The 12,711-nt window shown below is 38.1% G+C and carries 10 protein-coding genes; 2 read left to right on the top strand and 8 right to left on the bottom strand.

Annotated elements, in window-relative coordinates; genetic code table 11:
• Window positions 1–22: 22 nt before the first annotated feature.
• Together H2672_RS02115 and H2672_RS02110 are read right to left on the bottom strand one after the other, a co-directional pair.
• Window positions 23–1,219, bottom strand: coding sequence for an iron-containing alcohol dehydrogenase (locus H2672_RS02115; RefSeq protein ID WP_186668446.1), 1,197 nt, complete (start codon window positions 1,217–1,219; stop codon window positions 23–25).
• A 49-nt stretch (window positions 1,220–1,268) separates the two neighbouring features.
• A complete protein-coding gene (locus H2672_RS02110; RefSeq protein WP_186668444.1) occupies window positions 1,269–2,069 on the bottom strand; it encodes an enoyl-CoA hydratase in 801 nt (266 codons plus the stop codon).
• Window positions 2,070–2,541: 472 nt separating this feature from the next.
• Here H2672_RS02110 and H2672_RS02105 point away from each other — a divergent pair, with 472 nt between their 5' ends.
• Together H2672_RS02105 and H2672_RS02100 are read left to right on the top strand one after the other, a co-directional pair.
• Window positions 2,542–3,138, top strand: a complete 597-nt coding sequence (locus H2672_RS02105; protein WP_186668442.1) for a TetR/AcrR family transcriptional regulator — start codon at window positions 2,542–2,544, stop codon at window positions 3,136–3,138.
• Between the two features lie 243 nt (window positions 3,139–3,381).
• On the top strand, window positions 3,382–4,374 hold the full coding sequence (locus tag H2672_RS02100) for an NADPH:quinone oxidoreductase family protein (RefSeq protein WP_186668440.1): 993 nt from the start codon (window positions 3,382–3,384) through the stop codon (window positions 4,372–4,374).
• A gap of 321 nt (window positions 4,375–4,695) precedes the next feature.
• Here H2672_RS02100 and H2672_RS02095 read toward each other — a convergent pair whose 3' ends face one another.
• From H2672_RS02095 to H2672_RS02075, 6 genes are all read right to left on the bottom strand, one after another.
• Window positions 4,696–5,514, bottom strand: coding sequence for an enoyl-CoA hydratase/isomerase family protein (locus tag H2672_RS02095; RefSeq protein WP_186668438.1), 819 nt, complete (start codon window positions 5,512–5,514; stop codon window positions 4,696–4,698).
• A gap of 39 nt (window positions 5,515–5,553) precedes the next feature.
• Complete coding sequence (locus H2672_RS02090; protein WP_186668436.1) at window positions 5,554–7,170, bottom strand: BCCT family transporter; 1,617 nt, start codon at window positions 7,168–7,170, stop codon at window positions 5,554–5,556.
• Between the two features lie 93 nt (window positions 7,171–7,263).
• The gene (locus H2672_RS02085; RefSeq protein WP_186668434.1) at window positions 7,264–9,378 is read right to left on the bottom strand and encodes an acetate--CoA ligase family protein; all 2,115 of its coding nucleotides are present in this window, start codon (window positions 9,376–9,378) and stop codon (window positions 7,264–7,266) included.
• Between the two features lie 201 nt (window positions 9,379–9,579).
• Window positions 9,580–10,542, bottom strand: coding sequence for an NAD(P)H-dependent flavin oxidoreductase (locus H2672_RS02080; protein WP_186668432.1), 963 nt, complete (start codon window positions 10,540–10,542; stop codon window positions 9,580–9,582).
• Window positions 10,543–11,218: 676 nt separating this feature from the next.
• Entirely contained in the window at window positions 11,219–11,458 is a 240-nt protein-coding gene (locus H2672_RS19860; RefSeq protein WP_370569583.1) for a hypothetical protein, read from the bottom strand.
• Between the two features lie 578 nt (window positions 11,459–12,036).
• Window positions 12,037–12,708: an ABC transporter ATP-binding protein gene (locus H2672_RS02075; protein WP_186668430.1), complete on the bottom strand. Its 672-nt coding sequence runs from the start codon at window positions 12,706–12,708 to the stop codon at window positions 12,037–12,039.
• Between the last annotated feature and the right edge of the window lie 3 nt (window positions 12,709–12,711).

Genomic DNA, 12,711 nt, shown 5'->3' with positions numbered 1-12,711 from the left:
AAATCCCTCCTAGGTTAGGCTATTAAACTAACTGCATTTTGGCACTAAAATCATAATCGTAACATCGTTCGTACAATGCTTTTATCTCTTCCATCGTAGGTATTTTCGGAGTGTTAGCCGGGCTACCACTTTCAATTGCATCAGCAGCCATCTTTGATAGAGATTGAGTAAATAGTTCCTCGTCGATTCCGTACTTTTTCATGTTCGGAATGTTAAGGTCAAAACAAAGTTGCTTCAATTCATTTATTACACATATCGCTAATTCTTCATCAGAATAGTTGCCTGCATTCGCTATAATTTTCCTTCCAATCTGTGCAAGTCTTTCGATTGAAGCCTCCATTGTGAATTCTAGGACCGCCGGAAGAAGCATGGCATTAGAAATTCCATGTGGCGTGTGGAATAAGGCTCCAATCGGGCGTGACATACCATGAACAAGCGTCACGGATGAATTAGAGAACGCTGCGCCAGCAAGCATTGAACCTATTGCCATTTGTGCGCGTGCGTCAATATTCCCACCATCTTCATAAGCTGTTCGAATACTTCCCATAATATGTTCGATTGCCGTTAATGCCAATGCATCGGTCACAGGATGCGCTTTTCTTGATATATAGGCCTCAACTGCATGGCATAATGCATCCACACCAGTCGCAGCAGTCACACTTTTCGGACACGACGCAGTCAGGTTGGGATCGACAATCGCAACTGCCGGTAATAGGCTCGCATCCGCCAGCATCATTTTAATATTTGTTACAACATCTGTAATAACTGTCACCTTAGTTACTTCTGATCCAGTCCCTGAAGTCGTTGGAATCGCAATGACTGGTAGCGGTTTTTCCGTAATTTTTTTTCCTGTCCCAAAGTAATCTGTCATCGTGCCACCATTCGTTATAAGGACCGACACAGCTTTCGCGGTATCAATACAACTCCCTCCACCAATCGCAATAATATGATCACACAATTCTTCCGAACAAATAGCCATTGCTTCACTCACATGAATATTAGTTGGTTCTGAATCTACATTTAAATAGGTTACACATGCTAATCCACTTTCTTTTAGATGTTGCTGACACTCTTCAACATAGCCTAATTTATTCATGATGGGGTCACTGATAATTAATGCTTTCTTACCTAACTTCATCGCTTGTTTCCCTACTTCTTTTGCAGATCCACTCCCATAAAGGACTGTACCAGGCATGAGCAACTCATAAATACCATTCATTATTCCCACCCCTTTTAACTATTTGATTGTGTACTTATCCGTTGAAGACTTAACCTTTAAATAGCGGTTTACGTTTTTCAATAAAAGCATTGACGCCTTCTACCATATCCTCTGTTGTAAATAACTGCGCCCACTGCTCTGCTTCAATTTCCAATCCTTTGTCGAGTGTTGTTGCCATACCATTATTCACAGCAGTAATCGTTGCTTTTATGGATTGCGAACTTTTATTTAGGACAATGGACTCGGCAAGTTTCTTCGCTTCATCCATTAACTCTGCAAGTGGTACGGACTTATTGACAAGGCCAATTCCCACTGCTTCTTCCCCACTAATGAATTGACCAGTCAGTATTATTTCAAGCGCTTTTGCCTTATTTGTTAAGCGCGGAAGCCTTTGTGTTCCCCCAAATCCAGGTATCAGACCCAAGTTCAACTCCGGCTGTCCTAATTTCGCTTCATTTGCAGCAATTCGGAGATGACAACTCATTGCAAGTTCTAACCCTCCACCTAGACAAGCACCATTAATAGCTGCAATGACAGGCTTTGTTAACTGCTCAATTTTATTAAACACGGCTTGCGCATCAACAGATAGCGACTTCCCTTTTTCCTTATCATGAAAAGCATCGATGAATTCCTTTATATCTGCGCCAGCAACAAACATTTTCCCCTCACCCGTTATAACAACCGCCTTAATACTTTGATTTGTTTCGATGTAATCCATACACGCGGACAATCCGCTAATTGTTTTAGTACTTAATGTATTTGCTGGCGGGCAATTAATGGATACATACCCTACACCATTTTCCACCTTCAAATCAATATTTGTAAATTCTATAGTTTTCACGATTTCCATTAATTTGTTCACTCCATTTCAATGTAATGATTTTACGTAGTTCATTTGACTAGCAATTATTTACTTCACAAGTACTTTGATCCATAAAACTGATCTCTCGCCCCCTTTTAAAATCCTCAACGGATAACGTATTTTTAATTATCATAATTAAAAGATATCTATGCATTATTAGTGTAATACGTTTAACTTGTAACGTCAATAAAAATTTGACCGGACAGAATAAAACTTTTCAGTGTTATTAGTTATATTATAAACTCGAAGTATTGCCTCTGTTTTTCGCATTCACACAAGCCTTGTTAATCATTACATTTTAGTGATATGATTTAAAAGAAGGATAGTTGTCCTTAAGAATCAGGTTATGTTGATAATAGACTTTCCTATAACAATTTACTGGGATACCCTTCCCTAGTTGTAGTCAAGTACAAGTTATTTAATAGTACATTAAGGGTATAACAAAGGTAGGTGAGGATTAATGAACAATCGAGCGGAAGAACGAAGAAAACAAGTATTACGCGCAACACTCCAAGCGATTTGTGATAAAGGTTTTAGCGCTGTTACTCTTCAAGATATTGCTGACTATGCTGACGTTAGCAAAGGCGTTATTAGTTATTATTTTAAAAACAAAGAAGATGTTTTTTACCACTTACTTGAATGGATGACAGATCGAATTTTCCAAAGTGAGTATGCCGCTATACAAAAGGAAAGCAATGCAATTGATAAAATGCGAGCATATGTTAACGCAGCATTCAAGAATCCTGAAGATAACCGGATATTTTACAGAGTCTATCTTGAATTCCTTGCCCAAGTGAACCAAAATGAACGTTTCCGTGAAGTAAATAATACGTTCTATAAAAATTGTTGGTTCATAGGAAGTGAAATTATACAAAAAGGTAAATCAGAGGGCATCTTTACCAATGTAGAGATTGAAAGTGGAAGTCATATGATTCGAGCTTTAATTGATGGCTGTCTACTTCAATGGTTGATGAGAGACGACGAAACCTTGCACAGTTATTACCGTGACAATTGCTATGAAACGATTATCACCTATTTAAATAATAAAAAATCCTGATTTATGAAACTCAACAATTCGCAAAAAAAGATTGACCGGTCACATATCTACTGTATAATAGTGACTATACTTTAAAAATGCAAATTTAATGAAAATTCAAACAATGTTTCCTAGTAAACTCGGAAACATTGTTCCTTATTTTCTAGGTACATGTAATGCTTAAAAATCAGAAAAAATTTTCAATCAAAAAAGTCTGTCCGGTCAACTTTATTGTAAATAGAATTTAAATTGGAGGGAAAACCTATGAACAATCTAGACTTTCGAGCATTAGTAGTAAACAAAGATGAAGATACCTTCACAGTAAATGTCACAAATTTGACAGTAAACGACTTACCAGAAGGAAATGTTTTGATTAAAGTTGCATATTCCAGCATTAACTATAAAGACGGGCTTGCGGCAACACCAAAAGGGAATATTGTGACTTCATATCCTCACGTACCAGGTATTGATCTGGTAGGAACAGTAGTTTCCTCCCAAGATTCTCGCTATAGAGAAGGCGATGAAGTAATAGCAACTAGTTATGAAATTGGTGTTTCCCATTATGGCGGATTTAGCGAATATGCTCGAATTTCCGCTGACTGGATCGTTCCCTTACCAAAAGGCTTGTCTATGAAAGAAGCCATGTCTTATGGAACAGCTGGTTTTACTGCAGCACTATCCATTCAGCGACTAGAGGAAAATGGTGTGACGCCTGATAAGGGGCCAGTTCTTGTATCCGGGGCCACTGGCGGTGTAGGCAGTTCTGCAGTCTCCTTGCTGGCGAAACTTGGTTATCAAGTTGTTGCCAGTACCGGAAAAGAATCTGAACACGACTTTTTATATGAAATTGGAGCCAATGAAATTATTTCACGCCAAGAGTTACAACCTGAAAAAATCAGACCTATTGATAAACAACTTTGGGCTGCGGCAATTGACCCTGTTGGCGGTAATACTCTTTCTTATATATTAAGTACAATGAAATATGGTGGATCTGTTGCTGTCAGCGGCTTAACAGGTGGAGTCAAAGTTCCAACAACTGTTTTCCCTTTCATATTAAGAGGTGTAAATTTGCTTGGAATAGATTCCGTATTCTGCCCAATGTCAACCCGAAGTGCGCTATGGGAACGAATGGCAAACGATATGAAACTCGACAATTTGGATATAATTACAACCGAAGTGACACTAGATGAGTTACCAACTACATTACCACTAATTTTAGATGGAAAAATGAAAGGTAGAACAGTACTGAAATTATGACGTGTAATTCTTCTTACGAAATAATTGTCTGATAATATTCCAACAAAAAATGAATGATTGTTTATTAATGAGTTTTTGCAATAGCTCTTAATTGCCACCACATAGATGGAGCCCGAATTTATTCTGGCTCCATCTATGTGGTTTTTATGATGAAAATATGTGCATTCACTTCGTTTTTCAAAAACTCAAGATAGATAGTTTAACAGCAACAAAAAGCCGCTATGAAGTCATTCTCATAGTGGCTTTCCTTACTACATCTGGCTAAGTTGTTATCTTATATACTCGAATATACTTGTATACTATCTATTATCGTTCCCACTCCTAGACTTTCTGTGCTCCCTTTAAAAAGGCGCTCAAACCTTCCTCACGAATAATTCGACCTGCCTCTGCAAATTCCTGCTCCTGGCTTAAAAAGAACATAGAAATAGCCGTTTCAACGTTATAGTCAAGTGATTGTTTCAAATTCATCATTTCATACGTCTTATTAATTGTCATTTTCGTAATTTTTAGTGCGGACGGCGGTATCTTAACCATTTTCTCCGCCATCTTCATGGCTTCTTTCATCAACTGTTCTTGGGGAACTACCCGATTGTAAATCCCTAGACGATGGCCTTCTTCCGCATCAACGGAATCACCGGTATAAAGCAGTTCTTTTGCTTTTCTCATACCCACAATCCATGGCATCATTAATGTGGCCGGAGCTGCACCAAAACGAATCTCTGGTTCTCCAATAATAGCTTTATCAGAAGCAATCGCAAGATCGGCAGAGAACACCCAGTCAGCTGATACCCCGTAGGCATAGCCATCTACTGCTGCTATAACAGGCTTTTTCAGATCCCATAATTTTAATCCTACCCGTAAAAAGGTCTCTAATTGAGCACGATAAACCTCTGATGGCTCATCGCCAATGGGAGAAGGTAAGTCCATAGATTCTTTAAGATCCGCGCCCGCAGAGAAATTCCCACCTGCTCCCGTCAGGATAACCACCTTTACATTCGAATCCTTTTCCGCTTGATCTAATGCATCCCATACATCTATCGTCATTTGCTCCGTTACGGCGTTTAATTTGTTGGGACGATTTAAAGCAATAATAGCAACATTGTTTGTAACTTCATATAGAACTGTTTGATATTCTTTCATGTTTCCCATCCTTTCAAGTCTCAAGTTTAATATTCACGATTATCTAACAGGTGTTTCCTCTTCAATTTCAGTAACTAAACCTCGGTTTTCTTCTGGCAAACTCATATCGACTTTATCCATGGTTTCTGTTTCTGTATCAGAATTCTGATTCAGGTGCGCTCCTGTTTTCAGCATTCTCATTAAGGAAAGAACCAACAGTAGTATAACAAATATAAACGGGAGTGCCGTCAAAATCGATGCCGTTTGCAGCGTCTTCAGATCTCCTCCAAGGATCATCAGTGTCCCTGGTAAAATAAACAGCGTAAGAGCCCAAAACAAACGATTCCATTTAGCTGGTTCTTCATTAATCTTAATTCTCGGTGTAGTTGCAGAAGCCATCATATAAGCTGCCGAGTCAAATGTCGTTGCTAAAAAGATTAATGCAACAAAACTGAATACTAATACGATCAATGAGCCGAAAGGAAGTGTACTAATTACTTGAATGATTGTTGCGGGTGCACCTATCTGTTCTAATAAACCAGTGACTGATAATATGTTTTTCAATTCCAAATGCATTGCATAATTTCCTAATACAGTAAAATAGGCGGCGCATCCTAACGAACCCCATGCTAAACCTCCCAAAATCACTTGACTAATTGTTCTTCCCTTGGAAATCTTGGCAATGAATAAACCCATGAATGGGGTATATACAATCCACCAAGCCCAATAAAAAACAGTCCAGCCTTCTACAAACCCTGTATTACCAACTGGATCTGTAAACGTATTCCAACGAATAAAGTTATTGAACAATAATCCAATACTATTTGTTCCCATTTTTAAAATGAATTCGGTTGGGCCAACTATTAGGATGAAACTCAATAGTAAGATGGAACAAACGATTGCTATATCACTTAATACTTTTAATCCTCGTTTTAATCCTGAATAGGCGCTCCATGTGAATAAAGCTGTACATAATATAAGTACAAACACATTCATTGGTAGTGAGGCCTCAATTCCTGTCAACTTACTAATTCCCGCAGCTACTAATGGCGTACCCAATCCCAGGGAAGTACCCGCAGCCCCTAGAATTCCGAACATGAAAATAATGTCGATTATCTTGCCTAGAAGTCCGTCTGCGTGTTTCCCTATTACAATCCGACAAATTTCACTTAATCTTAAAATAGGTACTTTTAAAATGTAATAGGAATAAGCAATAGGAATAGATGGTAAGACAAAAAATGCCCAAGCCGATGGTCCCCAATGGAAAATCCCATAAGCAGCTGCTATCTCAGCAGCATCAACCGATCTTGCTTCAATTCCGTATGGGGGTGCCATGAAATAATATGCCCATTCAATCGTACCCCAGTATACTAATCCAGACGCAACACCTGCACAAAAAACCATAGCCCCCCAACTGAAGTTTGAGAATTCCGGTTTTTCATCTTTTGCTCCAAATTTGATTTTACCATATTTACTGAATAGTAAGTAGATTAGAAAGCCAAATCCTGCTGTTCCAGCCCATAAAAATACCATTCCGAACTTTTTCGTCACAAATCCATTTGCTGCGCTAACTAGTTCACTTCCCTTTTCTGGATAAAAAACCAAGGGCAGGCAAATAGCAACAATTAAAACGAATGTAGAGATGAAGATGAACCAATCAATTTTATTTTTTCCCAACATAATTCCCCCTTGGGTTAAATGTTAATTACATTCCTTACATCTCTGACATAGTCTAGTAAACAAATAAATTCAATATATGGCATAATGTGCTTACTTTATTAACTCACCACACTTCTCAATACTTACATTTTTTACCGATGCGAGCACATCAAGGGCAACAACCCCTTTTTCACGAACTGCTAACGGATTAATTTCAAATTCTACGATTTCTTCATATTTCTCCATTGCCGTCTTGCCCATCTGCACAATCGAAAGAATAAGTGCATCTAAATCCAGTGGTGGATTTCCTCGATAGCCTTGAATGTTTTTCCAAAGCATCGGTATACTGCGAACCATTTGCTCCGCTTTCTCATTTGAAATCGGAGGAACCGCCAGGACGACTTCCTTAAATAACTCGGTATAGATGCCCCCTAATCCAAATACAACCATCGGGCCATAATGCACATCCGTTTTATAAGCAAGAATTGTTTCAAAGCCATCTGTGACCATTTCTTGGATTAAATAAAATGGAGAATTTAGATGCGTCATTCCCTCCCATGCTTTCTTAAGTTCGTCCGCATTTTTGAGATTAAGCGCAACACCGCCAACATCCGTTTTATGTGCTAGTCCTTGAGCTTTTAACACAACCGGGTATCTAATAGCTTCTGCGTATTCAATTGCCCCTTGAAGGCAGGTCACTACTTGTTCCCTTGGTGAAGGGAACCCATTCTCCTCAAGGAGCTCTCGTCCTTCATCGTCGTGAAGCAAGGTCGGTTCTTGCTGTATTGACGGATTATTTACCGAATATATCGGTGTTTGATCTTTTCTCGCCAAGAATTCTGTGTACTGAAACAATGCCCGACATGCAATTAAAGCATTGCGGCTACCTTGTATGACGGGAATGCCAGCATCCTCCAAAATCGACAAGACACGCGGATCAAACTCAGTCTGAATATGACTAAAATACAAAAATGGTTTATCAGAGCTTTTTCGTAACTCAGCAAGATCTTTAGCTGGTGTTCCAGTAAAATCAAATTCGTGATCTCCTTGGCCAATTGGTGCATCGATTGCTACCGTAACAACTCCAATATTAGAATCCTTCGTTAAAGTAGCTAAACAAGTATTTGATACCTCGGAGAACTCTTTACTGCTTTTCCCCCAAATGTCGAGAGGGTTGGACAATGCTCCCAATTCAGGTAATTCCCTTCCTAGCTTCCAGTTAGTTTCCTCAGTAAAGTCAGCGAATTCAACGCCATAATCTTCGGCTAGATCAAGTAGTATTCCCGCTTGGCCCCCTGATACAGTAATCGCGGACACTGTATTTTTGGTAGGAAGGTATGGTTGCGATAATAATTGAGCTACCGCAACAGCCTCATCAATATCATCTACAAAAATAACTCCATGTTCTTCAAGAACCAGTTTTTCTATCTTGTAATCACCGGCAAGTGCTCCTGAATGCGCATTAGCAACAGCAGCTGATTTTGTCGTTCTGCCAACTTTCATTGCAATGACCGGTTTTTTATTTGCACTACATAGATCAAGTGCCTTCAAGAAGCTTTCATGATTCCGTACCGCTTCAATGTACAAGATAATTACGGATGTTTCAGGATCTTCTGCTAGCAAATTTATATAATCGTCCATTTTAACGTCCGCTTCATTGCCAGTAGAATAAATTTTATTTATACCAAGTCTGGAAGCAACAAAAGCATCATTAACTGAACCACTTTGTGAGATAATAGAAACAGGTCCTTTTTTAATGGGACGTAGTGGTCTATGCAAAGTACCAATGTATGGAGTAAAATGATTATGCATATCAAAATATCCCATACAATTCGGTCCAATTACTCTCATACCCGTCTTCGAAGCGCTTTCAAGAATGGCGTTTTGTATTCCTTCACCCTCCAGTCCACTTTCTCCATACCCACCACCAGGGATTACGAGAAGTTTAGCGTTGATTTTACTTGCATCACTAGCAACCTCAACCATTAGCCGAGGATTTACGAGCCCGACGACAATATCAATCTGATCTTCAATTTCAAAAAGTGATTGATAGCTTCGTATACCATCAATATTTTCATATCTTGGGTTTACCAGATAAATAGTTCCTTTAAACCCCATTTTATCTAAATTATCCAACATTACACGAGTTGCAAAACGATAGTTTGCTCCAACAATAGCAATGGTTTGAACTGGTTTTACTAACATTCGAAGATTCTGTTCCCTCATTCTTACACCTCTATCATTATTTTTTATTTTTCATGCAAATTTAAATTATTTGTTCCACGATTAATAGCACTACTAATATTCAGATAATTTATACTTATTAATCATATACTCTACATTTTGACCAGTCAATATAAAATTATGCCTTTAGTAAATAAATATACACTTACACATTGCTTTCGAATATTATCCAAGACTATTAAACTAAAGTTGTATCGACTTTAGTTTTTCAATTGTAATATTGGCCTCATTAATAATACTTCCTACAACTTGTTCAGCACCTTCAATCGACTTAATTAACCCTACTCCCTGACCAGCATTAACCCAACCATTTAAGAGGTCTCCTTCAATTGCTGCTTTTTTGTTAATAGCGCCACTTATAAAAGGCAATACTGTTTCCGGGGAGGAATCTGTATGGAGTATCTCCTGAATATTTGTAACGTATTCAGATTTAATGACACGCATAACTCCACCCATACTTCTAGTTAAAATAGTCGTATCATCGTCCATCGATTGGATCAGAAGTTGCTTATAATTTTCATGAGCCACGCACTCTGTTGTAGCAACAAATCGTGTTCCCATTTGAACTCCGTCCGCCCCCAAACTCATAGCAGCAATCATTCCTTCTCCATTAGAAATACCACCTGCAGCTATAACTGGGATGTTAACCTTTTTTGTGATTTGTGGAACCAAAGCGAAAGTTGTTAATTCTGCACCACCGTTATATCCGCCCGCTTCATATCCCTCACAAACAATAATATCTCCTCCAGCCTTTTCGGCTTTTTCAGCATGTTTTACTGACGAAGTTAGAATCATTGTTATAATACCCATTTTGCGGAAAATCGGTATATATGGAATAGGGTTACCTGAACTTATACTTATCGCTTTAATTTTTTCTTTATGCTTTTCAATTACATTTATATAGGGATTGTTGTCTTTATGCTCGCTTATTGGCAGGTTTACGCCAAAGGGGAATTTGGTTTGTTTAGCTGCAATCAAAATCTCTTCTTCGAAACTTTCAGGTGTTCTTCCCGCTGATCCAATTTGACCGAATCCTCCACCATTCGAAACAGCGGCTGCTAAAGAGCCGTTTCCTACATATGCCATTCCACCTTCAATAATTGGATATTTAATGTCTAGCATCTTACAAATTCGATTATTTTTCATAGTATCGCCTCTATCTATCATTGTTTTGGTTTTCTAGTTTTTAAACTTTCAAACGTCATAAACTTCGACACTACTTCCTTCAAAATACTTTTTCCCTTTTAAGTGAATTCCCCCTTTTTAAATCCTTCTTAACAACAAATATCTTGTGTATTCGCTTTGTTGATCATTCTGTGTATTATTTTTACATTCTTGGGCTTTGCGTTGAAAATCCGGGTTACAAGTTTAATAAACATTGCCTTATATAATCCAGGAATTAATATTCTGAATATTACAACCTAATTGTATTACACTTTTATTGACCAGTCAATCTTTTTTATTGCTTGAATACACCAGCTTTCAGCAAATCAGAATAGGCTGTTTTAACTAATCCAAATCTCCCCAAATAGAATTAACCCAATAGAAAAAGTCCTTTTTAGTGGGTTTGAACAGGTAGTTCCTGTACAAACCCACTAAAAAGGACTGACGCATGGAAATGAATACACTAAAAAACTTCATTTGATAAATGGGTTGGACCTATTAATTCAGAAAAACTTAGAAAATCTGTCGAAGCTCTTTTCCAAACGAGTTACTAAAATAATTTTATGTTTCCTGTAATGAACAGATTCAAATTGTCTGATCACTTCATCTGATTTCTGTTGAATAATTTTCCAAACCCTTTTTATCTATCAAATAGTATCTAAGGGTGATTTGTCTGGGTATAAATTTTACCATTTATCGGACTTCCCGCAACAATCAGAGATTCTCCCAAATCCACTAGAGTATTTCTCAACATCTCCATATCTATCTGTTCGCCTTTCATAAGCGCCTTTGTACAATACCTATAACTTAGATCTCCATTCTCATTCAAATAGAGACTATTATCCTTATATTCGACATCTGCAGACAGATAATCTATTTCTTCAACCTTCTTTTCCACCAGCACCTACAACAGAAGCATCTATTAATACTTTAAGTTTTACTGGCGTAGATTTTAATAATTGCGTGGCGGCCTTAAGCGAATGGGAAATAGTTGAGTAAAGTAGGTAACACATTCTTCAAGTAAACTTAGAGAGTTACTCCAGTCTTTCATGTCCAAAATAATTGTTCCCTTTACAGGATTGGAGATTGTCTTATATGCATAGATTACCGCACTATTCACTGCTTCAGAAAAAGCTGTTAACGCTACATTTGAAATCGAACCTAGCGCTTGTTTAGCGAAGACTTCATTTGTGTTTCTTCAATGTTGCTTGCATCGTAAACACCAAGTTCGTACCGGTATCACTGTCTGCTACTGAAAACATATTTATTATTAAGCTCATTCCTTTGTTTCATAATCCTATTTGCGCCTGGGACAATAGCATAATGTAGTTTCTCACTGTCCAAGTGCCTACTGTTCATTTGTCCTCACCACTGTTCCAAATTGTTTTTTCTATCCAGTTCATTTTCTTTGTCGCTTTATGGATGCCTTCATTCATGGTTAGGCATCCATTCATTTTTCAAGCATAATAGTCATCTCTATTTTTCTTGAACAAGTACACCGTCCGTCATTTTGTAAACCTTGTCGCAATAGTCCACCAGACGTATATCATGTGTGACGACAATGGTCGTAGTGTTTTTATTCTTCGTTTCATTTTTCAGTAGTTCCATTACTTCATAGGCACGATCTGAGTCTAGAGATGCTGTTGGTTCATCAGCTAAAATAATGGAAGGATTGCTGTATAATGCTTTGGCAATTGCCACCCGCTGACGTTCACCGCCAGACAAATCTGACGGATATTTAGTTCGTAAGTCACCAATACCCAAGTCTTCATATAACTCTTCTAGTTGTTTTTTTGTCATATTCTCTTTCTTTACTTGGTCCAATAATTTCAACTGATTGGCGACCGTTAAGAATGGAATTAGATTCGAAGCTTGTAAAATGAAGCCAATTTCCTTCAACCGAATTTTTGAGCGCTCTTTCTCATTTAAATCCCCTAAATTCTTATCATTAATGATTACTTCGCCTGAAGTCGGTGTAAGAAGCCCCCCAACAATCGTAAGGAATGTACTTTTACCCGAACCAGACGGACCGATAATAGCAATTAGCTCCCCCCTGTCTGCCAAGAAGTTTGTTACCTTCATTGCTTCTACTTGTTTATGGCCACTACCAAATGTCTTTTTCACTTGTTTTAATTCTAAAACTGCCATCCT

The sequence above is a fragment of the Sporosarcina sp. BP05 genome, from assembly GCF_014282005.1.
In the GTDB taxonomy this organism is placed as follows: Bacteria; Bacillota; Bacilli; order Bacillales_A; family Planococcaceae; genus Sporosarcina.
Note: the sequence above shows the minus strand (reverse complement) of the source record. Positions and strands in the feature narration are given on the sequence as shown.